Source organism: Klebsiella sp. PK18, from assembly GCF_057784655.1.
The window spans coordinates 4182063-4207463 of the sequence record NZ_CM173493.1 but is presented as its reverse complement, the minus strand read 5'-3'; the positions used below and the strand labels follow the sequence as shown (position 1 = coordinate 4207463).

Sequence of the window (25401 nt, the reverse complement as noted above, 5' to 3'; positions counted from 1 at the left end):
TCAGCAGAAAGCTCTAAAAATGAACAAACCACGCATCTACTTTAACCGTGTAACCAGAAAATGGCGCTGCTACTCAATCAGCAAAGACATGCGATATGCATCAGCTGACGGGGAAAGCCCGGGCGAAGCATGGAAGAAGTGGAGTCTTAACCACTAACCGAGGAATTGTCATGTCAACTGAAAATGAATTCGCTTTTGAAAAGGCGCGGAGATTGCAGATTGGCCGCCGCCATGAGCGCACTTTTATATCTTTCTATCTGGATGTGCAGAAGATAATGCGTGGCGGACGATTGTTAAAGGAAGGGGTTGGCTCTGGTTTTTGCAATAGTCGCTTCTATCACGGCTTCAAAATTGTCCCATTATGGAACGTATACCAAAAGCAAACGAAGTCACTCATGATCAGTCGTGATGCATGGTGCTTGTCAATATCCCTGAAGGAGCCAGGTAAATGAGCCACAGTAAATTTTCAGAACTGCCAGATTCCATCCAGAATCTTGCAGCGCAGTGCCTGGCTAGTGCGATAAACAACAGCGGTGTTACGGACTCCAGAGAGTTAGCGAAATCTATTGGCGAAGCGTTCGTCGTGCTTTATGACTCCGCTGTTGAGCCAGTTGAGAATGTTGTCATCTTCAAGACGCAAGATGCGTTATCACCGGAAGTAATTGAGGCAATAAGCAAAAAGGTGGAGAGCAGTCATGCCGGGAAAATTATCACTATCGATCCACTGCAATGCTAAGTGGTGGCTCTCCGCATATCTCTGGCTCTGGATAAAGAAAGAGCAGATTAAAGCCTGCATCACTCAGCAAGAGATTACCGCTGAAGAGATAAAAGCAATGGCTGACTGGATGGCAAAGAAAGGCTTTGTGCTGAAGGTTGGCTGATAAGTTAAACAGGAAAACAACATGGCAGGTCTGACAATAAAGCAAGAGACTTTCTGTCAGGCATACATCGAAACGGGTAATGCTTCAGAGGCTTATCGGACGGCGTATGCTGCTGACAAGATGAAGCCGGAAGCAATACACGTAAAAGCATCTGAGTTGCTTTCAAACGGTAAGATATCGGTAAGGGTAAGGGAATTGCAGGGTGAAATTAAACAGCGCCATAACGTCACTGTGGACTCCCTGATAGCGGAACTTGAAGAGGCAAGGCAAAAGGCATTGAGCGCTGAAACGCCGCAATCATCCGCTGCTGTTGCCGCCACAATGGGCAAGGCGAAGCTAACCGGTCTGGATAAACAGATTGTTGAACTAACAGGTCAGGGCGGCGGCCCGGTTCGCGTGGTCACAATGTCACCTGACGATATTAAGCGGGTGATGGAAAATGACGATTGCTGATTCCCTGATCCGCGCAAAAATGTGCGAAGCCGATAGGCTGTACTTTGCCAGATACTTCTTCAAACAACGCATGGGCGCAAAGATGATTGTCGCGCCTCATCACCAGGTCATTGACCGCACATTGCAGCGCGTCGTTGATGGTGAGATAAAGCGGCTGATTATTAACGTCCCGCCGGGCTATACCAAAACAGAGCTGGCGACTATTAACTTCATTGCTCATGGGCTGGCGCTTAATAACCGCTGTCGCTTCATGCACCTGTCTTACTCGCACAACCTTGCACTCCTTAACTCATCGACAGCACGCGGCATCGTTAAGTCTGGTGCATTTCAGGCTATGTGGCCTATGGCGCTGCGCGATGATGCAGACAGCAAGGCGATGTGGTGGACGGAATACGGCGGTGGCGTATATGCCTCTTCCGCAGCCGGGCAGGTTACTGGCTTTCGTGCCGGCCACATGGAAGACGGATTTCAGGGCGCATTGCTGATAGACGACCCTGTTAAACCTGATGATGCCTTCTCCGAGGTTGTTCGGGATGGCATTAACAACCGATTTAACGAAACCATCAAATCACGACTGGCTGTGGAAACAACGCCGATCATCGTGATTATGCAGCGTATCCACTATCACGACCTGAGCGGATATCTGTTGCGGGGTGGTAGCGGTGAAAAGTGGCACCACCTGAATCTTCCCGTAATTATTGATAACTCCGTCGCCTATCCGGAAGAGAACACGCACGGGATCCCAATTGAACACGGGCTCCCTGATGGGTGGTTATGGCCTCGCAAGCACAACGAATCACACCGCATAGCATTAACATCGCATCGCAGAACCTTTGAGGCTCAGTACATGCAGGCGCCTCGCAGGTTTAATGCCGAGGGTGCTCTGTGGGATGAGTCGATGATTGCCGCTGCGCACAAAATTAAAATCCACCTCCCGAAGACGCGGACGGTCATCGCCATAGACCCGCAGGCAACAAACAGCGAAGAAAGCGATGAAACGGGTATCGTGGCCGCCTCCTGCTATGGTGGCGGACAGGAGCGAATGTATTCCCTTGATGGTGATTACAGCGGCAAATACAGCCCCAATGGCTGGGCCAAAAAAGCGATGGATGCGTATGAAACGCATGAAGCTGATGCGATCGTAATCGAGACCAACCAGGGCGGTGACATGGCGGAAGAGACGCTTCGCAACGCCGGATTTAAAGGTCGAATCATTCGCGTTCATGCGAGCAAGGGAAAGTTTGCCCGGGCTGAGCCAATATCAGCCTTGTATTCACAAGGAAAGGTTGCGCACATGGGGAACCTCTATCAGGTTGAAAACCAGTTTCTTGAGTATGTGCCGGCCACTTCGAAGAAATCACCAGACAGGCTTGATGCCGCTGTGTGGGGGCTGACTGAGCTTAGTCTTGGCAGTGGTGGAATCAATATGAACCCCAATCTGGTGCGACAGGCCTCTTCCCGCAATCACTTCCCACGTCGATGAGAAACATATGGCAAATTATAATAAACGCCGTCAACGTCGGCAGGGTGGCCAGCGCAAGCCGTTAACCATATCAGCGGCTATCCGAGAAAAAATCGAGAGTGGGGAGCTTATCCCGACGTTCGATCAGATTAAATTGATGTACGGCCCGGCAAAGACGCTGGGAGCGCCTAAAGATGCACAACTGGCAATGGACCATCAGCTTGAGGTGTCAGGAGCTTATACGCTCTTACAGCACGCTTTCGACATGGGACAGTTTCCAAACCTCGGCCCGAGCTTCATGGGTTATGCCGCACTTTCCTCTCTGACGCAGAACGGATTGATTCGTGCATGCGTCGAGACGGTCGCGGATGACATGACGCGAGAGTGGATCGAAATTACAGCCACGGACTCAAACGGCGACGGCGACGATTCTGACGAGAAGACAATCCTCGAAGAGGCGATAATTGACTATCGCCTCCAGGCTTTATGCCACAAGGCGGCCGAGTTTGACGGTTACTTCGGTGGCTGCCTTATCTTTATTGATACCGGAGCATCAGATAGCCAGCTCTTAACTCCGCTCGATATCAGCGACAAGTCGGCTGAACTGAAGAACTTTAAGCGCTTTACGATTATCGAGCCGATCAACGTCTTCCCGGGCAACTATGAATCACTCGACCCACTGAGCCCCCGGTACTATGTTCCTGACACATGGTGGGTGCTGGGTAAGCAGGTTCACAAGAGCCGGCTGATTCGCGTCTGTGGTAACGAAGTCCCGGTCATTCTCAAGCCAACCTACAACTTTCTCGGCATCCCTCGCGCACAGATTCTCTATGACTATGTGCTGCACTTTCAGGATGCGCGAATGGCTGAGGCAAGGTTGCTTGAGAAGTTCTCCCTGAAGGTCTTTAAGACCAACATGCAGGACATCCTGACCAACCCTAACGCTACCAGCGGCATAGATGCGCGAATTAACTACCTCACGGCCTACATGAGCAATGATGGTGTGTTTGCGCTCGACAAAGAGATGGAAGACTTCATTAACGTCTCCGTCCCGCTCAATGGCGTTACCGACATCGTCCGGCAGCAACTGGAGTTCATCGTTGCAATCAACCGCACTCCCGCCGTGAAGCTTATGGGGATTTCACCCCAGGGGTTCAATACCGGCGACGCGGACATCAAAAACTACAACGACCACATCAACTCGCAGCAGGAGAAAGTGCTCCGCGAACCGCTGCAGAAGATGCTGGACATCATCCAGATTGTGAAACTTGGCACTTATGATGAATCGGTGGCATTCAAGTTCACCTCTCTGAATGAAGACGATGAGAAGTCGATTGCCGAGACGCAGTTAATCAAGGCACAGACCCGCCAGATTTACAAAGAAAGCGGCGACGTGGATTCGTTTGAGGTGCGTAAAGCTCTCTCCGATGACCCGCACAGCGGCTTTTACGGCATAGATGCAGAACAGGTTCCGGAAGGCGACGATGGCGAAGAAGAAACAGAAAACGGCATCTTCAACCCGACCGAACGCGGGACTGGAAGTGGAGTACAGGAAGAAGTTGCTTAGCCTTATCGATGAAATGTCTCGCTCTGTAGACTGGTGGTTAAGCGCCGAGTATCGCCGCAATGAAAGTGAAATTGTTGGCGATGCTTCACCGGCCAAAGAAGTCGGATCGAAGCTGATAAGCATCATGGCTACCTGGCGAGAGACATTCGATAAAAAAGCGAAGGATATAGCCCTGTGGTTTGTCCGCCGCTCCAACGCCTGGGCATCCACATCTGTAAAGAACAAGCTCAAGGCGCAGGACATGACCGTTAACTTCCGGGTTACTCCGGAGGTGCAGAACGTCCTCGACAGCATCTACGAGACGCAGGTTAGCCTCATTAAGTCCATTCCAGAGCAATACCTCACGCAAGTACAGACGATGGTTCAGGAAAGCATTGTGCGCGGGCGTGATGTTGGTTATCTGAAGGATGAGCTTAAAAAACGATACGGAGTCACTGAGCGTCGGGCAAAGGTTATCGCCCGCGACCAGAACGCCAAGGCGACAAACTCAATCGCTCTTGAGCGCTGCAGGCAAGCCGGAATTACCCAGGGGATATGGGTTCACCGTGCAGGCGGGAGCAAAACATTCCGCCATGCTCACGTGAAAATGAACGGCACCGAGTTTGAGCTCGCAAAAGGTTGCTGGGATGACCACGAAAAGCAATTCGTGCAACCCGGTCAGTTAATAAACTGCCGGTGCGAGTACAGGCCGGTGATTCCAGCGCCTGGTGAGTAACAATGGACATTGTCTGGAATCTACTGATATTAACCCTGCCGTTCACCCTCGTGATTTCGTATGCTTTTGGCGGTTGGTCCACGCATACAACAGCAATACATTCACGAAAAAGACCGAGAAAGAAAAATCACCAAGGCGGTGAGTAACATGTCCCACGAAATCATTAGCTCGGCCGCCACGATGTTTATCGCCGGTGGTGCAATCCTCGCTGTAACCCTCATCGTCGCTCTCAAGAGGAAGAAATGATGCTCGCCACCAAAATCATCGAACAGGCAGCCACAAATGAAGAGTCCGCTCTTTATCTGGCATCAATGCTAAACATCAGCATCGATTTCGATGAGGATGAAGGCGTAATCAGCGTGGTATGGTCATCTCCTGATGGCATGCTGCAGACGGCATCGGTTGATCATGATTTCGAGAAAGAGGACATGGCGGCGAAAATGTCACTTGTCAGGGCGCTGATTACCACGGCAGCATCATATATAATCCAGTAAGCATATCTGGATAGGGTAGCTCCCGAAAAGCGGCATCGTCACCGCCTTCCAGATATATCCTGACGAGCAACTGAGACGAGGTTGTTATGATTGTTTTAATTGGTAATTACGATAGCGGCGGCCAGAGCTCTGATTGGGAGAGCGTTTTTCTTGGCGTCTTTGATAATGAGAAAGACTTACAGGAAGCAGAATCTCGCTTCAAGGCTCAGGTTGAAGGTCATACCTATTACAGAATAAAGCGAATAAAAACCATTTTAAACACCTATGCGGAAGTTGAAACGATGACGTCAATCTTCGATGAAGAAGATAGTGATGACGAAGAGGAAGAATAGGTGGCTGTCATGAAGGTTTATGCTGTTTTCGTAGAGCGGCGGGTATCAGAATCCCAAAATCTAATCGGCGAAACTTTTAATGCCGAGTATCAGTATGATGATTTGATAGCCGTTTATGAAAATGAGCCTGCGGCTTTGCAGTATGTGGCGATGCAAATTAATAAGCATGATTACAGAATAGAGTCATACGACCTTAAAAAATAACGCCATCACATTATCAAAAACAAACAGGCTGCCTCATGGCGGCCTTTTTTATTGCCAGAGACAAGGTAACAGATGCCAGTACAAAAAGTTAAAGGCGGCTGGCGATGGGGTAATTACATGAAGTATGAGTGATGTGATTATTTTAATATTTCACTCCTGATGATAAAATAACAAAGCCCTCAGCTATTACCAGTAACTGAGGGCTTCTGACCACTCGCCTAATCAGGAGGCTTCATGGCTACCAAGAAGTTATCACAAATCTGTTCCGGATCACAATATGGACATTGGACGGTAATAAATGAAGCTGAGCCAAGGAAATACATCAGCACAAGCGGCTATGAATCATTTGATCCTGTCTGGCTTTGCAGGTGCTGCTGTGGAGTAGAAAAGAATGTAATCGCCTCATCTTTGCTATCTGGTAGAAGCAAAAGTTGCGGTTGCGCCAAAAACAAAAGAAACATCAAGCACGGAATGCACAGAGCCAGCGAATATGTAATATGGTCTGGAATGATTGAGCGCTGCCACAACAAAAACAACAAACGATTTAAAGATTACGGAGCAAGAGGAATCTCTGTTTGCGATGAGTGGAGAGAATCATTTGAAGCATTCTACATAGATATGGGTAACCGTCCATCCAAAAGGCATAGCATCGACAGAATTGACTTCCTCAAAGGATACAACAAAGAGAATTGCAGATGGGCCACTATGTCTGAGCAAAATCTCAACAAGTCAAATAACCATCTCATACCATACAATGGGGAAATGCTCCCTTACACGCAGGTTGCAAGGATGATTGGCATGAAGCCATCCACATTGAGCAAAAGGTTAAGGCTTGGCTGGGATATAGAAAGAGCCATTAGTGAGCCAGTAAAGAAATAATAAAAACCCGCTGCGGCGGGTTTTTTATTTGTTAAAGGTGATTTCATGCCCGTGCATAAGAAAGATGGAATGTGGTGGTGGGGAGGACGGGGGCCATTCAAGACAAAGGAAAAAGCAGAGGCCGTAGAAAGAGCGGCTTATGCCAATGGTTACACTGGTGACTCCGCTATCGCATTTGACCGCTCATCAAATAGACGCATTGATGATAACGGATATCTTCATGTAGATAGTTGTAATTTAACAAGAGAACAAGTCGCCCCCTATTACGGAAAAGAAATTCCAGGATGGGAAGAAAACGGCCTTAACCCAGATCAAATATATTATGGTTATCGGCCAGGGGATGAGCTTGAAAAAGCCGTTTCACTTTTTTCTGGAATGCCTCTGCTATGCATTCATCAACTTGATAGCGCGACTAGCCCCCTAAAAGAGGTGCGAGTCGGCTCTATCGGGACCAGTGCTGCATGGAATTCTCCTTATGTCCAAAATTCACTATCAGTTACTGACCAAAAAGCGATTGATGGAATATACGACGGGACGCTGAAGGAAATCAGCGCAGGATATTACTTCACTCCCATTTTCGAGCCCGGTGAGCACAATGGGGTTCACTATGACTTCAAAATGACAGACATCAGGCCGAATCATGTAGCACTAGTTTCCAGCGGAAGGGCCGGAAGCGATGTGTGCGTATCAGACGGTATGCCGTCACAACTCAAAAAGGTGCAATCAATGCAACTTACCAAAAAACAGGCGCTTGTAATGGGCAATCTGGCCGCATACCTCAAGCCCCGCCTTGCACAGGATGCCGCGCCGGCAGACCTGGCAAAACTGGTTACGTCTTACAAAAAGCCAGGGAATCTCGTTAAAGCCGTTGTGCGCCAGTATGGCAACCAACTGGCACAGGATATGGACATCGAGCCAGAAGAACTGGCAGAGCTGATGGAAGCTGCTGAAGCCGTTCCGGAAAGCGTCGTTGATAACGAAGCAGACCCGATGGGCCAGGAAGATGACACCATCTTCGACGAAGAGAACCCGCTGGAAAGCATCAAGGCCATTCTCGGCGGCAAAGTTCCGGATGACATCCTGGAGAAAGTAGCCGCGGTATTCGCTCGTCCGACTGGTGATGAAGATCCGGAAGACAAGAAAGAAGAGAAGGCTGAAGAAAAAGAAGAGAAAAAAGAGGCCGCAATGGACGCCAACACGATTATGCAGAAGGCTCGCGTAGAGGCTCAGTCTCACTTCCGCAGCCTGAACGAAGCCGGGCGCGCTGTGCGTGAGCTGGTCGGCGAGCTGGATGTCATGGCGTTTGATAGCGCCGAGGACATCTATGGCCACGCGCTGAAACAGAAAGGCGTGAACATCAAAAACTACGACAAGGCCGCATACAAAGGCATGGTGGACATCATGGCGGCTAGCAAGCCAGCCACGAATCCGGCGCCCGCTTTTGATAGCGCGTCTGCGACATCTTTCGACGGTCAGTTTGCTGGCCTCAAAAACATCAAAATCCGATAAGAGGCTTTGACAATGGCACTTCAAGATCAAGTTGGCTTGTACTACTCCGGTGCGGTTGAGGGTGATAAGGCCTCTCATAACCCGGTTGTATATCTGCCGAAAAATCCGCTGGCTGAAGGTAATGTTACCGTTGGCCGCTTCGTGTTTCGTGGCACTGACCCGGAAACCCAGGTAAAAGCTTCTGGCTCTGTGGTTGCCGGCTTTGTTCAGCGCCTGATCAACTACTACAACTACACCATCACCTCCAGCGGTACGCTGACCATCCCGACCGAAACCCCGGTCACGGTTGCGGTGAAAGGTGAGTTCTACGCAGCTATCAACCAGTCAGCGACCCCGACCTACGGCCAGAAAGCATTTGCCTCTACCACAGATGGCAGCATCGCTTACGCCAACGCCGGCGCAACTGTTGCTGGTCACGTAGAGACTGGCTTTGTCGTGAAAGAGATTCGCGCTGAAGACGGTTTGGTGCTGATCTCCAACTATTCCCCTGCGCTCGCATAATTAATTAAATATCCGCCTGCGACTGACACTGCATTAACGCGGTGGGCTTTGTCGCGCGCGGATGGAGACAAAAATGAATATTACGTTTGAACAAGCGAAGCGTTATGGCTTTGATTTCGGTCGTAACGCCCGCCAGTGGATTACTGCGGAAAACATGCCGCAAATCCTGCAGGATGCCGCGCTGATCACCCAGGCTAACACCACCGTCCCGGCTGAACTGCTGGCATACATCGACCCGACCGTTATCGAGATTATGACCGCGCCTCGTAACGCTCGCGAACTGTATGCAGAAGAAAAACGCGGCGACTGGACGACTCCGTATTTCAAATGGCGTGCAGATGAAGTGACCGGCAACACCGCCGCTTATTCTGACTTCGGCCAGTTTGGCGTATCCGGCGTCAACAGCGAATGGCATACCCGCGAGCAATACCGCTTCCAGACCATCATCGAATACGGCGATCTGGAGCAGGACATGGCAGCACAGGCCAAAATCAACCTGGCTTCTGCCAAGCAGCGCGCAGCGGCGACCACCATTGATATCGACGCCAACAAATTCTACCTGCTCGGCGTAGAAGGCAAAGAAATCTATGGCGTGCTGAACGACCCGAACCTGCCGGCTGCAGTGACCCCGATTTCAGTCGGCGGCCAGACTGCATGGGCATCGAAAGACGCGATCGCTCGCTACAACGACGTCATCAAACTGTTTACCACGCTGGTTAACCAGTTAAACGGTCTGGTTGATGAGAAGTCGAAGCTGAAAATCGTCATGTCTCCGGGTACCCGCTCTCTGCTGGCAGCGCCTACCAGCCTGGGCCTGACCACCATGAAGATGCTGGAAGATTACTTCCCGAACGCTGAGTTCGTATCGCTGCCGCAACTTGGCGCAGCATACGCGCCGGCCGCATCTGAAACGCTGATGATCATCTCGCCGGAAGTGCTGGGTAATGAAACCGGCCTGCTGGGCTTCGGTGAGAAAATCCGCATGGGTCGCGTAGTTCCTTCTCTGTCCTCCTTTGCACAGAAAGTCACTGGCACCACATACGGTGGCGTCATCCGGGTTCCCGCAGCTGTCGCTCAGATGACTGGTATCTAACCATGGCTCGCCCTCGCAAAACCACAGCCTCTCCGGAGGCTGTTTCAACTCCTGAAGGAAATACTATGTCTGGCTCTATTCACGTTCGCCTGAAACACCCACATGGACTCATCTTTGACCTGAAGAACGATAAGAAAGTCTCTCTGAAAGGTTCCGACTTCAATCTGCGCGGCCTGGAAAAAGGTGTGCTCACCTGCGGATTCGGATCCACCACTGTTGATGCCGCTGAATGGGAAGAGGTTCTGGCGACGTATCCATCGCTGGTAGCCGACATGGTTCGAAAAGGCACGCTCATTCATGAGAAAGATGCCGCAAGCGCTGATGCCAACGCCAGTGAGAAAAAAGGCGTTAAGCACGGTCGCGAGCCGGTCGATGTCAAAAATGACAAGACCATTAAAACTCAGGAAGTTCCGGCCAGCGAGGCAGCATAATGGCGATCGTCACTTTCGACAGTGGCGAGTTCCTTTCCATTTACCCGCGATTCTCCGGTGTTCTCACGCCAGCGCAATTACAGAACGCATTTGATGTGGCCTGCCTTGTTCTGGATAACACTGAATCGTCTGTCGTTCCCTACGACCCTACAAATGGCATCAATGACCGCAAGACATTGCTCTATGCGCTCACGTGCCATATCGCCTCTATGGCGCTCTGGGGGAATGGTCAGGCTGGCCCTGCATCAGGAGCGACAGAGGGTAGTGTGAGCGTCTCGTTTGCTGTCCCTGATGTAACAAACGCCTCATGGTTCAAGATGACGCCATGCGGTCAGCTGTTCTGGCAGGCGACCAGGAAATACGTTGTTGGTGGTCGATATTACCCGCGGCGCTACGTTCACCCATGGGGATGAGTTATGGCTTCTATATCAGGCGGCGACAAAATAAGTCGTGTGATGGCTGAAATTGGAAAAAGCGCATCAATTAAGATGAATGCTGGAATCCTTGCAGGAGCAACGAACGAGGATACTGGTGAGCTCGTAGCTACATATGCTGCGGCAAACGAATATGGAACAAAAAACATTCCAGCAAGACCATTCATGAGGAATGCAGTCGCAGAGAAATCTGAAGAGTGGGGCGCATCAGCCGCAAAACTCATGAAAGGGCAGACTCAGAATGCAGATGGATTCCGAAATGCTTTCAATGTGCTTGGGATGATAGTTGTTCAAGACATCAAGGACTCAATTGAAAAATCAGTCCCGCCGCCAAACAAGCCGTCAACCATCGAAAACAAACGCCGGAAGGGTAGGGCAAGGCCAGAAATGACTCTGGTTGATTCAGGAAGCATGCAGAGATCTGTTGACTACGAAATTATCGAGGTCACCAGTGGCTTCGCATGGTGGAATCCACTCACCTGGTTTAAGAAATAATGAACTTACACCACCTCGTATCCGGCCTCATAGCAACCGTAAACCCGTTCATTGACGTACAGATGAAGGTCTTTGTCAGTGAGTCAGAAGATGACAGCGGGAAGATGGTTAAGGTTTATTCCGAGTCTACCGTTAACGGTCAGCTTCAGGCTCTGTCTAATGACGACCTGCGACACGTCGATAATCTCAACCTCACGGGCGTCGTCAAAAAGTTCTACGTCAACGGCTCATTCAATGGCATTAACCGCCCACGGAAAACAGGTGGTGACTTCCTGATAATTGGTGGTGAAACATGGATGATCCGCCAGGTTCTGGAAGAGTGGCCCGACTGGTGCTCATTCGTAATACAACTGCAGGTAACCTAAATGGCGGCATCCATCACGCCGCTGATGGATGGTTTGTTTCTGTCTCTGCGGGCATTCCTTAAGGCTCACCTTACCCTTTCGGCCTGCAGGCAATCGCAGCAAAACAACACTGAGATGCCGGATGGTAATTACGTCATTATGACGCCCCTCGGCATTGACGGGCTATCAACAAACTCCATCAGCTACCAGTACACAACCGGCGCAGATTCAGGAACAGAAACGCATAAACGAACGGCCATCTGGCGCTGTCAGCTGGATTTCTACGGGGATGCCGCTCAGGACTATGCAAACATCATCTTTACGCTTTCTCGTTCCGATTATGCCTGCCAGTGGTTTCGTGATTTTTCGGAGAGCACATCAAGCGCTCCGCCGTTAATCACCCCTCTTTACTGCAAAGACCCGATACAGACAACCATGGTGAATGGTGAGGACCAGTGGGAAAACCGCTGGACTTGCGACTTCTACGCCCAAATCCCCGTCGACGTGTCGGTAACTCAGTATTTCATGACCAGCGCAAACGTCCGCGCTGATTCTGTAGACGCCAAATTTCCTCCTGAGAGTGCGTAAACATGGCAATTAGTTTAAGTAACATCATCAAAATCAACCCGGGCGTGCTGTCAGCCACAGGCTCGGCGCTTGACCTTAATGGGTTGATTCTGACTGACAGCGAATACGCGCCAAAGGGTGCGCTCCTGTCATTCACTAATTCTGACGATGTCTCCACGTATTTCGGTAGTTCATCTACTGAGTTCTCGATGGCGGACATTTATTTCCAGGGATTCAATAACGCCAGCCAGACGCCGGGGCAGTTGTTTTTCTGTCGCTATAACTCAGATGCGATCGGCGCGTTTCTCCGCTCGGCCAGCCTGGGAGCATTGACCCTTGCTGAACTGAAATTGCTGAGCGGCACGCTGACACTGACCATCAATGGTACATCGGTCACCACCGCTAATATCAGCCTGTCCTCTGTTGCGAGCTTCACCGCTGCAGCAACGCAGATTGAAGACGCCATTAATGCCATTAACTCCGGCGTGCAGGTGACAGTCGTATGGGATACCACCACCAAGGCATTCATCATCACCACCGAAACGACTGGTGATGCGGCAACGCTGACATTTGCCTCAGGGACGCTGGCTCCGAGCCTGCTGTTAACTTCTGCCACTGGCGCAACCCTTTCCCAGGGTGCTGATGCCGACGTTGTCAGCGAACTGATGACCTCAGTTACTGCTCTGACTCAGGACTGGGCTCAGTTCACCACGACCTTTGTACCTAATCCAGACCAGGTGACTGCGTTCGCGTCATGGGTGAGCGGCGAAGCTTACCGGTATGTATTCGTGTTGCTGGATGACTCCAATTACTGCCTGCAGTCAGGCAGCACTCAGACGCTGTTCTACCCGGTTAAAACTGCAAATTATGCCGGAGTGTTTCCTGTATACGGCGATGTCAGCAAAACCGCCTCTGCTCTTGGGTACGGTGCAAGCCTGAACTTTAATCAGCAGAATGGCCGTCTGCCGATCGCCTTCCGGGTACTGAATGGCCTCCTGGCTGACGTAACCACCAACTCCGATTACTCGGCGCTGATTACCAACGGCTACAGCTTCTACGGCACGTATGGCGCGAATAACTACACGCAGAATATGTGGTACAACGGCGCTATCTCCGGTGATTACAAATGGCTGGATGCTCAGTTAGGCCAGATTTGGCTTAACGCAAACCTCCAGAAAGCCATTCTGACGCTGTTTACGTCCAACACGTACATTCCGTACAACGCGCAAGGTAAGGCGCTCATTGAGGGCTGCATGACAGCCACAATTGAGCAATTCAAGACCTGGGGTGGCTGCTCGGTGGGTACAGACCTGGATGCGTCGCAGATTCTGGCAATCAAAAACATTGTCGGCTCTGATATCAGCTCCTCTCTGACCTCTGCCGGCTACTACATCTACGTCGCGCCGTTCAACGCAGCAATGCGCGCTAACCGAACCACGCCAACCGTATACCTCTGGTATTGCGATGGCGGCGTCATTCAGAAACTGACTGTGAATTCTGTGGAAGTTCAGTGAGATGGAGCTGAATAAAGTATGCCGATCTTGCGGCTGCTCGCTTCCATTAGCTTCTTTTTGTAAGAACAAACAGACCAAGGACGGACTGTCTTGTTACTGCCGGGAGTGCTCCAGACAAAAATACCAGGAATTTTGTTCTCTTAATCCAGAGAAGATTCGGGAAGTGTCTGCAAAAACTCGCGAAAAAAACAGAGAGAAGCGTAATGCGTACCAGCGGGCATGGCATGCGAGAAATAAGAAAAAAGAGCGAGAATACAGAGTCAGGAACAGGCAGTCTATTTTGGAAAAGAATGCTGAATTCTATAGGTTAAACAAGGGCAGATACGACTCTAACGTTTCACATAAGAGGCGCAAGGCACAGACTCCCCCTTGGGCTAACCAGGATGAGATCAAACTCATATATCAGGCTGCAAGGGATAGGAGTCATTCCTCTGGAATCCCTCACGAAGTTGATCACATTGTTCCTTTATTCTCTAAATATGTATGCGGCTTGCACTGCGAGGATAACCTGCGGGTTATTCCAGGAACCTTGAACAGATATAAAGCAAGCACGTATTGGCCGTGCATGCCTGATATTGGAGCACAATAATGGCTAATTCATTAACTTCTGCTGACTGCACAATCATTCTGACGGTCACCAACCTGTATACCAGTGGCTTTAACCTGGAGCAGTTCGAAGCGCAGAACATCTTTGAGCAGGGCGATACTGAGCTGGCGGAAACCATCCGTACTGCAGACGGCAAGCTGACCGGCGGCTTTGTGTTTGGCGACCTGCCGTGGACCTTCCACCTGCTGCCTGATTCGCCAAGCCGGAGCTATATCGATACCTGGTTTCAAACCCAGCGTACATCGAAAGCGATTTTCCGCTGTAACGGGACGGTCTATCTGCCGTCACTGAGCCGGAAATACACGATGACAAACGGCATTTTCAAAAGCTGGAAAGCCGTCCCTTCTGCTGGCCGCATCCTGCAGCCAATGGCAGGTCTGATTGAGTGGGAAAACATCGTCGGCTCTGATTACACCGCATAACACAAACAGCCCCGTCACCTGATGGGGCTTTTTTATCTGCAGTAAGCGCACTCACCCGCGCGTTCAAACCAAGAACCTTTCAGAAAGCGAATCTGAGAACTGCCGTTAGTGCCGGTGGGCCTCTTGGGGCGGCTTTTCTGTGTGAGCAGGTTCGCTTTTTAAAAGGTAACTCACATGCAATACCCAACTGTAGTTAACGGTTTAGATTTCCGCGACCTGATTTTTGTGGCGGATAACGACCCGGTGACTGATTCATTTATGGTGGCAAAGGCTTTCGGCAAGCTACCAAAGAACGTAATTCGGGATATCGAAAGGACCATTGCGGCCTGCCCGCCTGAGTTTGACACAAAACTCAATTTTGAGCTTTGCTATAAAAACAATGAGTTGCAGAACGGTAAGCCGCAGAAGTTCTATCGCCTCCGCAAGGATGGGTTAATGCTTCTGGTTATGTCCTACACCAAAAAAGAGGCGATGCGTATCAAGATCGCCTACATCAACGCCTTTAACTGGATGTATTCAATGCTTCAGGTTGGCCGCCGGCAGTTTGAAGAAGAGCGCAACGCCGTAATGCTGGAGTACATGAAAGAGAAGGATGTTGCCAGCATGTCAGGCCGCCTGTTGCGTCGATGGGGAAAAGAGAAGAAGCCGCAGTTGCTTTCCCGTATCGAAAAGCTCGACCAGCAAGGCCAGATTGCTTTGCCCGGATTCGTTAATGCGATCGCAAAGTAAGCACCGCCAAATTACAGAAGCCCACTCAGGTGGGCTTTTTTATGCGCCGTCAAAATAAACTCAGGAACTAAAATGAGCCGCAAGCATATTGATTTCACCATTGATGCGAATAATCGCGACAAAGGGAAGACCTTCCGCATTACTGAAATGTCGGCCACTGATGCAGAGATGTGGGCAACAGACCTCGCATGCGCGCTGATTGGCAGCGGCGTTGATGTGCCGAACAATGTTACAAACTTCCTCGCTAAAGCGTCATCTGACACTGAAAGCGAAGAAATCCGCGACTCGATTATGGCATCTGGCATGATCGGCCTGGCGAAATACGGCATCACTGCGCTATCCAAGGTTGACCGTGATGAGCGAGTGCGGCTTTCGAATGAGCTCATGCGATGCGTGCAGTTTGTGGCCGCACCAAATGCTGTTATCCCGCTGTCACCGGAAATCCACATCGAAGAACCAAGCACGCTATTCCGCCTCAAGGTCGAAGCTCTGAAACTTCACCTGTCTTTCTTGAACGCCATCGCAGACTAGACCTGCCGCCAGAGATGCCTGAAGACGCTCGCGGGCTCATACAGTACGAGAACGTTCCGAGAACTATTGCGGCGGTTGTTTCCGGGAGGTTGGCGACTCTTCATGAGTTGAGCACTGTCTACAGTGTGCAGGATATGTGGTGGCTGCTTGAAATTCGCAGGGTGGACAATCACAACAAATCGGTAATGAGTAAACCACATGGCTCAAGTAATTGACGCGCTGCTTATCACCTTTGGTATCGACACCAGAGAGTTTGATAAGGCCCGGCAGAAAATCGACGACGGGACGAAAAATCTTCGCGAGACATCAAAGAAAAACGCCGATTACATGGAATCCCAGGGCAAGCGAGCTGCGGGATTCTTCTCAAGCATAAAGAACGAGATGCTGGCACTGGCCGGCGTGAGCCTGACGTTTGGTGGGACGTTAAAGTTCGTCGATGGCATGACGCATAGCCTGCAGGCGCTTTCGAACCAATCGGCGGTACTTAGGGCATCGGCCAGAGAGCTTGATGGCTGGGGGCGGGCAGCAGAAGCAGCGGGTTCTAGTGCGCAAGCTATGCTCGGCTCATTATCAAGCATAAATGATAAATTAATGTCTGGTCGCCAGGGACGGCCCGACGCTGGGTTTGTCAATTCCCTGCAAATGCTTTCTCAAGATACAGGGATTTACTTTGATACATACAATCCAAACCTGACGTCGCAAGATATAGCGAAGCAAATTCTTCTTGCAATACAAAAAGACCCTAATAAGGAAAGGGCGAGATTAGCCGGCAGGCAAGCTGGTTTTTCTGATGAAGTTATAAACAGCGCCATGGCTGGTAAGTTTTTGCCTAATGTGGACAGGTTTACCGCTGGCTCAGGAATTAGCGACAATAACATACGGGCCGCAAAAGAGTTCAATGAGCAATGGACCGTTCTCGCTCAGAACTTTGATACTCTGAAAAACAAGCTATTTAATGGGTTGATACCCGTTATCCAGCAGGTGAATACGTCACTAACCGACTTGTCACAAAATCGAGGTCCGATATCTGATTTCTTTGGTGAGCTAAGCAAAGACATCAAGGGGATTACTGGCATAGACCTCGGGAAATGGTCGTTAAAGCAGGAGTTAGATAGCTTAATGGAGAGCTTCAAAGAGCTTTCCAACATGTTTACCCATCTCGGCAACGCGCTGAACGCACTGAATAATGGTGAATTCAGCAAGGCGGCCGATGAGTTTAAAAAAGCCTGGTACGGTACGGAGAACGGCAAGGAAAACGGGAAGGATTACCTGCCCGGGGTAACAAAATCTGCAGAGCAGAACTCTCTCATCATCGGCGGTAAAACCATAGCCGGGTGGATGACAGAAGCATATGAAAAAATTGCAGGCAAAAAAGCGCCAGAAGAAAGGAAGCACGATCAGGATGAGAAATCATACTGGGACACCACCAAAGAGTATCTTGGGAAGATTTCAGATTATTTTGTTGCTGAAGCTGGCGCTGCAGAGAGAAGCCCCAGCATCGAAGGATATCAGCCGAATGTACCGCTGAATGCTACGGCGGCCAGGCTTGGGCCAAAGGGTAAAGCACTGCTTAATGCGATGTCTGGCGAGTTCGGGATGCTGGAAGGGAAATATGGCCTTCCAGCCGGATTGCTTCGCGGCGTGGCTGCGACAGAATCTGGTGGCGATCCGTATGCAGTATCTAAGGCTGGGGCAAAGGGTTTGTTTCAGTTTATGCCTGGCACCGCCAAAGATATGGGCCTGAATGGCAGCGATGTCTATGACCCCAAAAAATCAGCAGAGGCAGCGGCAAAATATCTGCACTACCTGATTATGGCGACCGGGGATACGCAATCAGCGCTTCAGGCTTATAACTGGGGGCTTGGCAATCTGCAGAAAAAAGGCATGCAGAACGCGCCAAAAGAAACCCAGGAATATTATGCCAAGGTTGTTGCCAACATGAAGGCAGGGGCTGGCATGGCCGCAGATAGTGTCGCACCTTATCGAATGCCTTCTCAGGGCGGTCAGAGCTTCCATATTCAGCAAATGCAGGTTATGACTCCGGCCTCATCTGTTGGCAAATTGTCTCAGGACATGAGTAAATCGGCCCAAAACAGAGCCACGTTAATTGGATATGACAGCGGCCAGTCAGGAGGCTAAATGTTCTCACTGAACGAAACAACCCTGCTGTCAGCCATAAACTCTGGCAGCATTTTTTCCATCATCAACTCAACGCTATTTCCATCATGGGGCATCACCTATAACAAAGTCGATGAAACGCTAACTGGTGTTATCCCGGGGATGACCGTGTTTGAGCCCACAGGATGGGTTTCTGCGGAGCCAGTAGGTGATGCTGCCATTGTTAACGCACCGATAGAAAAAGGCTCTTACACTTCGTATAACAAGGTCAGGCGGCCGGCTGAGTTGCGAGTGGTTTTTGTTCTGGAAGGCTGGAGCGCTTACACGGGAGCGCTACCAAACATCACGAACTTCTCTACCCTCAGCAGAACCGGATTGCTTGGCATTCTGGATACGATGAAAAATACGGCTTGTACGTATGACATCGAGACTCCGGATCGCGTTTATGAAGGTTACGACCTGGCGCACTACGACTACTCGATAAGCGCGAAAGGCGGCTTAACGCTACTGAAAGTTAGCGCTACATTTCAACAGGTAATGGATATCGCCGAGGTATCTTTATCGAGCAACACTACACCAAACGCTCCATCTGATAACAATTCAGCAAGCGTAAATTCTGCGATTTTGACGACTAACGGACAATCCTCAGTCAAAGATGTAACTCTGACAGATGTTAAGAATGCCTGGACTAGCGGGAATGTATCGCTTTCAAGTGCCTTGCAAACAACCTCAAGCGCTATCGTATCTGGTGTTAATTCAGCTGCGGATACGGTTGGTAATGCATGGACATCGGGAACTGACCAGGTATCAACGCAAATAAAAAACGGAATCGGTAAATTCGTTTCGGTGGTGACGTGATGCAGGAAATTACACTCAACGCAATAAAGTCCCAGCGAGTTACGGTATCTCTCAATAACACCTCCTACACGATAAGGATCCATCAGCGGTCTACTGGCTTATTCCTTGACCTCTATCTCGGAGACAATGCCATAGCGCAGGGGGTGTTATGTCTGAACTGCAACTGGATTGTCAGATACGCATATTTAGACTTCCCGGGCGACCTCGTTTTTGTCGATACGAAGGGTGCAGCAGACCCTTATTGGGATGAGTTGGGTAGCCGTTTTAAGCTTTACTTCCTCACATCTTCAGAGATTTCGTCGTGACCTATAAAATCAGAAAACTGAAACTTCAATTTACGCTTGGAGAGGGGGAGTTCGAACAGGGAAAGGGAAATGTTCTCACCATGGAAAACATGAAGTGTGACCTTTCCATATCGGCTTATGGAGGAACCGCTGCCACAAGTATGGAGTTGAGCTTATGGGGGCTTTCTCTTGATTATATGGCCAAGATAAGCGGAAAGTCTCAGAGGCAGAATCAGAACAACAAAAACTTCGTTCGCGTTTATGCGGAAGGGGAGCTGGTTTTTGATGGCGTCATCAATAGCGCAAGAATCAATATGAACCAAGCCCCTGATGCCGCTCTGGAGATTAGTGCAAACGTCGCAACTTTTGTCAGAGCGATTCCATTGGCTCCAACCTCTATAAAGGGACCTGTTAAAGCTCAGGATCTCGTTTCCTCCATATGCAAACAAGTTGGGTTCAAGTTCGCTAACTATGGTGTCGACATTACCATGAACGGCGCTAACTACAGCGGAAATGCCGTAGAGCAAATCATTAAAATATCGAAGGATTACAACTTCAGCGTAGATGTTAACTTCGAGACAATCTCCATTTTTCTTGATGGAGTAGCCAGGGATAACATCATCCCCTATGTGGCTCCAGATGCCGGACTTATTGGTTACCCAATTTTTTATGATGTAGGCATATGCTTTAGGGCGATGTTCTCGCCGGCCTTTATAGTTGGCAGGTTTCTCAACCTTAATACCATCCTCCCAAATGCATATGGGATGTATCAGATCAAGGAAGGAACAACGCACTATCTTTCTTCAAATGTAGATGGCGGACTTTGGGAAACGTACATTGTCGCATTTCCCGTAGGGCCGGGGCAGGAGGGATAGATTGAATAAGAAAAGAACTATAAGCCCTGTCGATATGAGCTGCCAGGGAAACATGATGGAATACGTCATCAGCAAAATGATCTCAGGTATGTCATTTATTTCGATAGTCAGGGTCATCGAGATTAATGAGGACGGCACGCTAGATCTGGAGCACATGCTGCATGAAACTAGCGCTAACGGGGAAAGTCTTAACGATGGTGGTAAGTTCTATAACATCCCATTTCTCCGGCTCCAGCGTGGAAGTAGTGCCGTTATCATGGATCCAGTAGTTGGCGACATAGGGCTTATGGCAGTTTGTGACAGAGATACCACCCTTGTTCGAAAAAATAAATCGCCATCGATACCTGGAAGCTCACGGTTTCACAACTATGCTGATGGTGTTTACTTGACATCCATCTCGACACTTAATGAGCAACCAACACAATTCATTAAATTTAATGAAGATGGCATCACAGTTAACGCTCCCTTAGGGTTGCATGTTGTCGGTAATGTAACAACTGAAGGTTCAATAACAGCATCAGGGGATGTTGTTGGAGGAGGTATTTCTCTTGATAACCACATTCATGGTGGGGTAGCATCAGGAGGTTCAACCACCTCGGGTCCGCAATGATGAAAACGTTATTTGTGGCTTTATTTATCGCATCGGTATCTCATGGCGCAATCGCTGCCCTAACCAAGAGTAAAGTGGAAACACTTTGCCGAGATGTTACGCAGATAAATCAGACTCTTGCAACTCAAAGCCTTATGCGCGATGGAGAGAAAGCGCCATTTCTTGAGCAATACAAGGCCGAGTTTCACCTTACAGATGAACAAATCAATGAAGGGGTGGAGTTTTACAAAGGTAACCCAGGGACAGCAAGGGCATTGACTCGAGTATCCATCATGCCGGGAAGAATCTTCATGGAAAATTGCATGGCTTCGCCAGCCGAGCACATCCCAAATCTAGACAAAATAGAGGGTGGCAGTGAAGATCAGATGTTTAAATATTCAAATCAGTAATATCTGATACTCATTTTGGGGGGTTAGTTTGTCGTTCATCGTTATCGCTGCGCTTCTGGGATTGATACCCGCCTTCATTGCGCAAAGCAAGGGGCGGTCTTTTGCTGGTTGGTGGGTTTATGGCTTCCTTCTTTTCATCGTTGCTATTATCCACGTCATCTTTGTTAAGCCTATAGGCAATAACGGGAATTTCGTTTCTAACGGAAGTGAACCAATGAGAGACTGCCCGCGCTGTACTGAGCCAGTAAAATATCAGGCAACAAAATGTAAACATTGCGGTAGCGAAATTGAAGCCATGGAACTTCTGAAGCCTAAGTATAATGGCACGCAAATAGCATGGGGTCGGATACTCATCTTAATCGGTGGGATTATCGTACTGGCTGTGATCTTCAGTGCACTAAATGGTCATGGATAGTTAATAGCTAGTCGAGATAACAAAGCCACTCAACCAACCCGCTCCGGCGGGTTTTTTTATGCCCGGAGAAAACGTGATCACCTCTTCTTTGTATCTAAACCCCGACACGTGGGATATCGAACTTGATGATACTGGCAACATTGCTGTGGTGGAAAATCCCTACGCATGCGCTCAGGACGTGGCAACCGCGTGCTCTGCGTTTCGTGGCGAGTGCATTTACGACGTAAACATTGGCGTTCCTTACTATCCGACAATCCTCGGCAAAAACCCTGGCTCAGGCGTCGTACAAAGCGCTCTGGAGACAGAAGCTCTACGCCTGCCTTACATCGCCACGGCTGATGCCACGGTCGTCACAAATCGCGCTGAGCGAGTTTGCGGCGGGGTGATTGTAGTAACCGATACAAACGGCCTTTCCCGCACCGTTAACCTTTGAGGCTAAAATGTCCACAACAATAACCACCTCGGTGCCATCAGTCACATTTTCAACTACCGGACTGGATGTCCCAGATGAGGCAGATATCCTCGCCGGCCGCCTGACGGACCTTTCCACTGCGCTCGGCACGTCGATGAGCAAAGAGCTCACCACGCCGCAGGGTCAGATTGCTGTCGCCGACACCGCTATCATTGCGGATAAAAACGACCAGTGCCTCGCCATCATGAACATGGTCAACCCGGATTACTCAACCGGAAGGTGGCAGGATGCTATCGGGCGCATTTACTTCATCGACCGCAAAGGCGCCTCAGGAACGATTGTGACAGCCACTTGCTCTGGTCTTGTAGGTACACTCATTCCTGCCGGCTCAATCGCTCAGGATGCGAATGGCTACCTCTATTTCTCATTATCTGATGCAACCATCGGCTCTGATGGTTCGGCATCTGTTGAATTTCAGAATCAGACCACTGGTCCAATCGCCTGCCCAATCGGTGAGTTAAACACGATTTACAAGGCGGTATCTGGATGGTCAACCATTACCAACGTTGCTGCAGGAGTTCTCGGGTCAGATGAGGAGGGGCGTGCAGCATTTGAGTATCGTCGCAGGCAGTCAGTTGCTAAGAATGCCAGCAACACGCTTGCAGCAATTTATGCGGCCATTCTTGAGGTTGACGGCGTCACTGATGCTTACGTCACCGATAACAAAACCAGCACCGCTGTAGAGAAAGGCGTAACAAATTACAGCATAGCGCCACACTCGTTTTATGCGGCTGTATATGGTGGTTCGGACGCGGATATTGCCAAGGCGATCTGGAGCGCCGCCCCTCCTGGTGTCGATATGAATGGTGACACTTCTTACACCGTTCAGGACACGGAAAACTACGTTTATCCCTATCCTTCGTATGACATCAGATGGGAAACGCCAACGCCGACAAGCATGTATGTCGAGGTTCAGATTGTGCAAAGCAACCTGCTGCCGAGTGACGTTACAAACCAGATTAAGGCCGCCATCCAGAAGGCATTCAATGGTGAGGACGGCGGAACCCGGGCGCGCATAGGGTCTAAGGTTTTTGCCGGTCGTTATTACTCTGGCATCCAGGCTATTGACCCTAATAACATGGAAATTCTCGGTATCACGCTATCCCTGGACGGTATTTCTTATGGCCCATCCGTGGAGTTTGGCATAGATGAAATTCCGACTCTGGATGATGCAAATATTCTGGTGATTATCTCAAGCTAATGAATACCTGGGTCTGCGTTGCCTCCGGGCCATCGCTGACGCGCGAAGACTGCATCCTTGTCGAAGAGTCAAAACTCCCCGTTATCGCAGTAAACTCCAGTTGGGAAATGATACCCGGTTGTCAGTACGTCTATGCCGGCGATCACACCTGGTGGGCTGCGAACTTTAACGATGTGCCTGCCGACAAGTGCAGATTTACCAGCGTGCATGCCACGGCCACTCAATTCTCCATCAACTACTTCGATCCACCTGTCAGGGGTTCCTTCAACTCAGGGCAGAGAGCCATTCTCCTCGCAAAGCATCTGGGCGCGAAACGGATAATCCTTCTCGGTTACGACTGCTCTCTAAAGGCCGGCATTCACTGGCATGGGAAGCATGGAAGAGGGTTGCGTAATCCTGATGAAGATAGCCTTAAGCGCTGGCGTGGAGAGTTTCGTCAGGTTCTGCCTGTAGTAGGCGAGGGGAACATCATCAACTGCTCAAGGCATACCGAACTGGATATGTTTCAGGTTGGAAATTTAGAAGAAGAACTATGCAAAAGTTTTTTATAGACGGGATGCTCGGCATTGGTGACAACATCATGCAGCGACCATTTGTCAAAAAGATGGTCGAGAAAGGGAATGAGGTCTGGATTAAAACGGCCACCCCGGAAATCTACATCGACATACCCGGGCTTCATTTCGTCAAATCAGGCACATCACTGCGTACACAGCATCGCAACGAAGAAGCATCTGGAGTTGCGTGGGAAGCGCTTCCTGAAGATCACCTGATTATCCGGAAGAAAATCTTCTACGGCACTGTTGAGCTGAGTCGAGGAAGTGTCTTTGACGCCGGCAGGCGGCAGTTTGGCATCGAGCCAATTAGATTAGACCTTCCATCATTCACGCTTCCTGACATCGGCATTCCGACCAATAAGAAGGTAGCCCTCATCAGGCCAACCACAGAGCGTCGAGAGTGGCACAACGCCGCCAGAGGTCCGTTAAACGGACACGTTGACCAGGCCTCCAGATATCTTGCCCAACTAGGTTATTTCTGTATCAGCGTGGCGGACTTACAGCCAGGCGTTGAGTGGATCCCCGATAACGAGCCATTTTCTCATCTGAAGCTCCATGGCGGCCAACTGAGGTTAACCGAATTAATGGCCCTGGTAGAGCGCTCCGATGTTGTTGTGACGGGCAGTGGACTGATTTCACAGATGGCTTTTGCATATCGCAGGCACACCGTTTTTCTCGGTGGTGGCTGTGGCGGGTGCAATCACCACACAAAAATAACTGACGGCCGGCTTATGGATTTATCCCGTTGCCTGTTCCTTTATCCCGACGATTACTGCATGTGCCAGCAGATGAAACACAACTGCAACAAGCACATTTCCGACCTACCTGAAAAGCTGTCCCGGTGGATGCATGAGAAAAATCTCTGAAATTATTCAGTCAGAACTTAGCTTCTTTCCTGAGTTGGGGTTCGGATACTTCCCTGTGCCGAAAAATCGTCCTTATGACGAGCGGTACTTTGAGAAATACAAAGTAATGGCCGACACGGAAATGGGCCGTCAGTTGACAGACTTCAGGGTGAACTTTGTCCGTAAGCATCACCAGGGCGATGTATGCGACGTTGGCATTGGCTGCGGCCAGTTTGTTGAAGCATGTGACTGCAGCGGCTTTGATGTTAACCAGGCCGGCATTGACTGGCTTGAGGCTGAAGGCAGATATCTGGATTTCTACAAACAAGGGTGTGACGCGCTGACGTTCTGGGATGTGCTTGAGCATATCGATGAGCCAGATAAGGCGATCGCCTGCGCCAATAAATGGGTTTTCGTATCCATCCCCGTCTTCGACAGTGCAGAACACATTCTCAGAAGCCGGCACTTCCGCAAGGATGAGCACATTTTCTATTTCACCAATGACGGTCTGATCCGCTGGTTTATGGATAACGGCTTTGTGCTCGTCGAATCGGTAAATACCGAGTCAGAAATCGGCCGAGACGGCATTACAACGTATGCATTTAGACGGGAGTAA

General features: G+C 49.9%; 35 protein-coding genes. All 35 read left to right on the top strand.

The genetic code is table 11. The features are described from left to right. The first annotated feature begins 170 nt into the window (after positions 1-170). The 35 genes from AC3EMD_RS20470 to AC3EMD_RS20300 all read left to right on the top strand — a co-directional run bounded on the left by AC3EMD_RS20470 (position 171) and on the right by AC3EMD_RS20300 (position 25401). Positions 171-452 carry a hypothetical protein gene (locus AC3EMD_RS20470; protein WP_302073699.1) on the top strand — a complete coding sequence of 94 codons (282 nt, stop codon included), beginning with the start codon at positions 171-173 and terminating at the stop codon, positions 450-452. Continuing rightward, entirely contained in the window at positions 449-736 is a 288-nt protein-coding gene (locus tag AC3EMD_RS20465; RefSeq protein ID WP_302073698.1) for a hypothetical protein, read from the top strand. The genes AC3EMD_RS20470 and AC3EMD_RS20465 overlap by 4 nt, the downstream gene beginning before the upstream one ends. Beyond that, entirely contained in the window at positions 696-881 is a 186-nt protein-coding gene (locus AC3EMD_RS20460) for a hypothetical protein (protein WP_302073697.1), read from the top strand. The genes AC3EMD_RS20465 and AC3EMD_RS20460 overlap by 41 nt, the downstream gene beginning before the upstream one ends. Positions 882-902: 21 nt before the next feature. Beyond that, the gene (locus AC3EMD_RS20455; protein WP_302073696.1) at positions 903-1334 is read left to right on the top strand and encodes a terminase small subunit; all 432 of its coding nucleotides are present in this window, start codon (positions 903-905) and stop codon (positions 1332-1334) included. Further along, complete coding sequence (locus tag AC3EMD_RS20450; protein ID WP_302073695.1) at positions 1321-2817, top strand: phage terminase large subunit family protein; 1497 nt, start codon at positions 1321-1323, stop codon at positions 2815-2817. The genes AC3EMD_RS20455 and AC3EMD_RS20450 overlap by 14 nt, the downstream gene beginning before the upstream one ends. Before the next feature lie 7 nt (positions 2818-2824). Continuing rightward, complete coding sequence (locus AC3EMD_RS20445; protein ID WP_302073694.1) at positions 2825-4363, top strand: phage portal protein; 1539 nt, start codon at positions 2825-2827, stop codon at positions 4361-4363. Then, complete coding sequence (locus tag AC3EMD_RS20440; RefSeq protein WP_302073693.1) at positions 4281-5078, top strand: phage head morphogenesis protein; 798 nt, start codon at positions 4281-4283, stop codon at positions 5076-5078. The genes AC3EMD_RS20445 and AC3EMD_RS20440 overlap by 83 nt, the downstream gene beginning before the upstream one ends. Before the next feature lie 242 nt (positions 5079-5320). After that, complete coding sequence (locus tag AC3EMD_RS20435; protein WP_130945754.1) at positions 5321-5572, top strand: hypothetical protein; 252 nt, start codon at positions 5321-5323, stop codon at positions 5570-5572. 86 nt (positions 5573-5658) lie between these two features. Then, a complete protein-coding gene (locus tag AC3EMD_RS20430) occupies positions 5659-5904 on the top strand; it encodes a hypothetical protein (protein ID WP_302073692.1) in 246 nt (81 codons plus the stop codon). Continuing rightward, a complete protein-coding gene (locus AC3EMD_RS20425) occupies positions 5905-6108 on the top strand; it encodes a hypothetical protein (RefSeq protein ID WP_302073691.1) in 204 nt (67 codons plus the stop codon). A gap of 234 nt (positions 6109-6342) precedes the next feature. Beyond that, complete coding sequence (locus tag AC3EMD_RS20420; protein WP_302073690.1) at positions 6343-6987, top strand: hypothetical protein; 645 nt, start codon at positions 6343-6345, stop codon at positions 6985-6987. 45 nt (positions 6988-7032) lie between these two features. Continuing rightward, on the top strand, positions 7033-8496 hold the full coding sequence (locus AC3EMD_RS20415; RefSeq protein ID WP_302073689.1) for a DUF2213 domain-containing protein: 1464 nt from the start codon (positions 7033-7035) through the stop codon (positions 8494-8496). 12 nt (positions 8497-8508) lie between these two features. Beyond that, positions 8509-8997 (top strand): structural cement protein Gp24, encoded by a 489-nt coding sequence (locus AC3EMD_RS20410; RefSeq protein WP_302073688.1) that lies wholly within the window; start codon positions 8509-8511, stop codon positions 8995-8997. Between the two features lie 73 nt (positions 8998-9070). Further along, complete coding sequence (locus tag AC3EMD_RS20405) at positions 9071-10090, top strand: major capsid family protein (RefSeq protein ID WP_302073687.1); 1020 nt, start codon at positions 9071-9073, stop codon at positions 10088-10090. A gap of 65 nt (positions 10091-10155) precedes the next feature. Beyond that, a complete protein-coding gene (locus AC3EMD_RS20400; RefSeq protein ID WP_302073686.1) occupies positions 10156-10521 on the top strand; it encodes a hypothetical protein in 366 nt (121 codons plus the stop codon). Beyond that, the gene (locus AC3EMD_RS20395; RefSeq protein ID WP_072045276.1) at positions 10521-10934 is read left to right on the top strand and encodes a DUF4054 domain-containing protein; all 414 of its coding nucleotides are present in this window, start codon (positions 10521-10523) and stop codon (positions 10932-10934) included. Before AC3EMD_RS20400 ends, AC3EMD_RS20395 begins: the two co-directional genes overlap by 1 nt. 3 nt (positions 10935-10937) lie before the next feature. Further along, a complete protein-coding gene (locus AC3EMD_RS20390; protein ID WP_302073685.1) occupies positions 10938-11450 on the top strand; it encodes a hypothetical protein in 513 nt (170 codons plus the stop codon). Next, positions 11450-11815 (top strand): hypothetical protein, encoded by a 366-nt coding sequence (locus tag AC3EMD_RS20385; RefSeq protein WP_302073684.1) that lies wholly within the window; start codon positions 11450-11452, stop codon positions 11813-11815. Before AC3EMD_RS20390 ends, AC3EMD_RS20385 begins: the two co-directional genes overlap by 1 nt. Next, positions 11816-12382 carry a phage neck terminator protein gene (locus AC3EMD_RS20380; protein WP_227540389.1) on the top strand — a complete coding sequence of 189 codons (567 nt, stop codon included), beginning with the start codon at positions 11816-11818 and terminating at the stop codon, positions 12380-12382. 2 nt (positions 12383-12384) lie between these two features. Next, positions 12385-13875, top strand: a complete 1491-nt coding sequence (locus AC3EMD_RS20375) for a DUF3383 domain-containing protein (protein ID WP_302073683.1) — start codon at positions 12385-12387, stop codon at positions 13873-13875. A 585-nt stretch (positions 13876-14460) separates the two neighbouring features. Next, on the top strand, positions 14461-14904 hold the full coding sequence (locus AC3EMD_RS20370; RefSeq protein WP_123836694.1) for a phage tail fiber protein: 444 nt from the start codon (positions 14461-14463) through the stop codon (positions 14902-14904). A 174-nt stretch (positions 14905-15078) separates the two neighbouring features. Continuing rightward, complete coding sequence (locus AC3EMD_RS20365) at positions 15079-15633, top strand: Rha family transcriptional regulator (RefSeq protein ID WP_277457249.1); 555 nt, start codon at positions 15079-15081, stop codon at positions 15631-15633. A 72-nt stretch (positions 15634-15705) separates the two neighbouring features. Next, complete coding sequence (locus AC3EMD_RS20360) at positions 15706-16164, top strand: hypothetical protein (RefSeq protein ID WP_123836695.1); 459 nt, start codon at positions 15706-15708, stop codon at positions 16162-16164. 198 nt (positions 16165-16362) lie between these two features. Then, positions 16363-18303, top strand: coding sequence for a lytic transglycosylase domain-containing protein (locus AC3EMD_RS20355; protein WP_302073681.1), 1941 nt, complete (start codon positions 16363-16365; stop codon positions 18301-18303). Then, positions 18304-19140: a hypothetical protein gene (locus AC3EMD_RS20350; protein WP_277457252.1), complete on the top strand. Its 837-nt coding sequence runs from the start codon at positions 18304-18306 to the stop codon at positions 19138-19140. Continuing rightward, the gene (locus AC3EMD_RS20345; protein WP_072045285.1) at positions 19140-19445 is read left to right on the top strand and encodes a phage baseplate plug family protein; all 306 of its coding nucleotides are present in this window, start codon (positions 19140-19142) and stop codon (positions 19443-19445) included. The genes AC3EMD_RS20350 and AC3EMD_RS20345 overlap by 1 nt, the downstream gene beginning before the upstream one ends. Next, entirely contained in the window at positions 19442-20299 is an 858-nt protein-coding gene (locus AC3EMD_RS20340; RefSeq protein WP_302073680.1) for a hypothetical protein, read from the top strand. Before AC3EMD_RS20345 ends, AC3EMD_RS20340 begins: the two co-directional genes overlap by 4 nt. A 1-nt stretch (position 20300) precedes the next feature. Next, positions 20301-20909 carry a hypothetical protein gene (locus AC3EMD_RS20335; protein ID WP_130945771.1) on the top strand — a complete coding sequence of 203 codons (609 nt, stop codon included), beginning with the start codon at positions 20301-20303 and terminating at the stop codon, positions 20907-20909. Next, positions 20906-21298, top strand: coding sequence for a hypothetical protein (locus AC3EMD_RS20330; RefSeq protein WP_302073679.1), 393 nt, complete (start codon positions 20906-20908; stop codon positions 21296-21298). The genes AC3EMD_RS20335 and AC3EMD_RS20330 overlap by 4 nt, the downstream gene beginning before the upstream one ends. Before the next feature lie 28 nt (positions 21299-21326). Then, a complete protein-coding gene (locus AC3EMD_RS20325) occupies positions 21327-21713 on the top strand; it encodes a zinc ribbon domain-containing protein (protein WP_302073678.1) in 387 nt (128 codons plus the stop codon). Positions 21714-21786: 73 nt separating this feature from the next. Then, positions 21787-22146 carry a contractile injection system sheath initiator gene (locus AC3EMD_RS20320; RefSeq protein ID WP_123836709.1) on the top strand — a complete coding sequence of 120 codons (360 nt, stop codon included), beginning with the start codon at positions 21787-21789 and terminating at the stop codon, positions 22144-22146. Positions 22147-22153: 7 nt separating this feature from the next. Continuing rightward, on the top strand, positions 22154-23386 hold the full coding sequence (locus AC3EMD_RS20315) for a baseplate J/gp47 family protein (RefSeq protein WP_123836710.1): 1233 nt from the start codon (positions 22154-22156) through the stop codon (positions 23384-23386). Further along, positions 23386-23937, top strand: a complete 552-nt coding sequence (locus tag AC3EMD_RS20310; RefSeq protein ID WP_302073677.1) for a motility associated factor glycosyltransferase family protein — start codon at positions 23386-23388, stop codon at positions 23935-23937. Before AC3EMD_RS20315 ends, AC3EMD_RS20310 begins: the two co-directional genes overlap by 1 nt. Then, the gene (locus tag AC3EMD_RS20305; RefSeq protein ID WP_302073676.1) at positions 23919-24806 is read left to right on the top strand and encodes a hypothetical protein; all 888 of its coding nucleotides are present in this window, start codon (positions 23919-23921) and stop codon (positions 24804-24806) included. The genes AC3EMD_RS20310 and AC3EMD_RS20305 overlap by 19 nt, the downstream gene beginning before the upstream one ends. Further along, the gene (locus tag AC3EMD_RS20300; protein WP_302073675.1) at positions 24790-25401 is read left to right on the top strand and encodes a methyltransferase domain-containing protein; all 612 of its coding nucleotides are present in this window, start codon (positions 24790-24792) and stop codon (positions 25399-25401) included. Before AC3EMD_RS20305 ends, AC3EMD_RS20300 begins: the two co-directional genes overlap by 17 nt.

What these genes read in the sequence shown, in the direction of transcription:
- AC3EMD_RS20465 (WP_302073698.1), top strand. Translation starts at nt 449, where the DNA reads ATGAGCCACAGTAAATTTTCAGAACTGCCAGATTCCATCCAGAATCTT.
- AC3EMD_RS20470 (WP_302073699.1), top strand. Translation starts at nt 171, where the DNA reads ATGTCAACTGAAAATGAATTCGCTTTTGAAAAGGCGCGGAGATTGCAG.
- AC3EMD_RS20315 (WP_123836710.1), top strand. Translation starts at nt 22,154, where the DNA reads ATGTCCACAACAATAACCACCTCGGTGCCATCAGTCACATTTTCAACT.
- AC3EMD_RS20365 (WP_277457249.1), top strand. Translation starts at nt 15,079, where the DNA reads ATGCAATACCCAACTGTAGTTAACGGTTTAGATTTCCGCGACCTGATT.
- AC3EMD_RS20405 (WP_302073687.1), top strand. Translation starts at nt 9,071, where the DNA reads ATGAATATTACGTTTGAACAAGCGAAGCGTTATGGCTTTGATTTCGGT.
- AC3EMD_RS20455 (WP_302073696.1), top strand. Translation starts at nt 903, where the DNA reads ATGGCAGGTCTGACAATAAAGCAAGAGACTTTCTGTCAGGCATACATC.
- AC3EMD_RS20355 (WP_302073681.1), top strand. Translation starts at nt 16,363, where the DNA reads ATGGCTCAAGTAATTGACGCGCTGCTTATCACCTTTGGTATCGACACC.
- AC3EMD_RS20310 (WP_302073677.1), top strand. Translation starts at nt 23,386, where the DNA reads ATGAATACCTGGGTCTGCGTTGCCTCCGGGCCATCGCTGACGCGCGAA.
- AC3EMD_RS20300 (WP_302073675.1), top strand. Translation starts at nt 24,790, where the DNA reads ATGAGAAAAATCTCTGAAATTATTCAGTCAGAACTTAGCTTCTTTCCT.
- AC3EMD_RS20350 (WP_277457252.1), top strand. Translation starts at nt 18,304, where the DNA reads ATGTTCTCACTGAACGAAACAACCCTGCTGTCAGCCATAAACTCTGGC.
- AC3EMD_RS20330 (WP_302073679.1), top strand. Translation starts at nt 20,906, where the DNA reads ATGATGAAAACGTTATTTGTGGCTTTATTTATCGCATCGGTATCTCAT.
- AC3EMD_RS20395 (WP_072045276.1), top strand. Translation starts at nt 10,521, where the DNA reads ATGGCGATCGTCACTTTCGACAGTGGCGAGTTCCTTTCCATTTACCCG.
- AC3EMD_RS20390 (WP_302073685.1), top strand. Translation starts at nt 10,938, where the DNA reads ATGGCTTCTATATCAGGCGGCGACAAAATAAGTCGTGTGATGGCTGAA.
- AC3EMD_RS20305 (WP_302073676.1), top strand. Translation starts at nt 23,919, where the DNA reads ATGCAAAAGTTTTTTATAGACGGGATGCTCGGCATTGGTGACAACATC.
- AC3EMD_RS20445 (WP_302073694.1), top strand. Translation starts at nt 2,825, where the DNA reads ATGGCAAATTATAATAAACGCCGTCAACGTCGGCAGGGTGGCCAGCGC.
- AC3EMD_RS20360 (WP_123836695.1), top strand. Translation starts at nt 15,706, where the DNA reads ATGAGCCGCAAGCATATTGATTTCACCATTGATGCGAATAATCGCGAC.
- AC3EMD_RS20385 (WP_302073684.1), top strand. Translation starts at nt 11,450, where the DNA reads ATGAACTTACACCACCTCGTATCCGGCCTCATAGCAACCGTAAACCCG.
- AC3EMD_RS20450 (WP_302073695.1), top strand. Translation starts at nt 1,321, where the DNA reads ATGACGATTGCTGATTCCCTGATCCGCGCAAAAATGTGCGAAGCCGAT.
- AC3EMD_RS20460 (WP_302073697.1), top strand. Translation starts at nt 696, where the DNA reads ATGCCGGGAAAATTATCACTATCGATCCACTGCAATGCTAAGTGGTGG.
- AC3EMD_RS20375 (WP_302073683.1), top strand. Translation starts at nt 12,385, where the DNA reads ATGGCAATTAGTTTAAGTAACATCATCAAAATCAACCCGGGCGTGCTG.
- AC3EMD_RS20345 (WP_072045285.1), top strand. Translation starts at nt 19,140, where the DNA reads ATGCAGGAAATTACACTCAACGCAATAAAGTCCCAGCGAGTTACGGTA.
- AC3EMD_RS20430 (WP_302073692.1), top strand. Translation starts at nt 5,659, where the DNA reads ATGATTGTTTTAATTGGTAATTACGATAGCGGCGGCCAGAGCTCTGAT.
- AC3EMD_RS20380 (WP_227540389.1), top strand. Translation starts at nt 11,816, where the DNA reads ATGGCGGCATCCATCACGCCGCTGATGGATGGTTTGTTTCTGTCTCTG.
- AC3EMD_RS20415 (WP_302073689.1), top strand. Translation starts at nt 7,033, where the DNA reads ATGCCCGTGCATAAGAAAGATGGAATGTGGTGGTGGGGAGGACGGGGG.
- AC3EMD_RS20420 (WP_302073690.1), top strand. Translation starts at nt 6,343, where the DNA reads ATGGCTACCAAGAAGTTATCACAAATCTGTTCCGGATCACAATATGGA.
- AC3EMD_RS20410 (WP_302073688.1), top strand. Translation starts at nt 8,509, where the DNA reads ATGGCACTTCAAGATCAAGTTGGCTTGTACTACTCCGGTGCGGTTGAG.
- AC3EMD_RS20435 (WP_130945754.1), top strand. Translation starts at nt 5,321, where the DNA reads ATGATGCTCGCCACCAAAATCATCGAACAGGCAGCCACAAATGAAGAG.
- AC3EMD_RS20440 (WP_302073693.1), top strand. Translation starts at nt 4,281, where the DNA reads ATGGCGAAGAAGAAACAGAAAACGGCATCTTCAACCCGACCGAACGCG.
- AC3EMD_RS20400 (WP_302073686.1), top strand. Translation starts at nt 10,156, where the DNA reads ATGTCTGGCTCTATTCACGTTCGCCTGAAACACCCACATGGACTCATC.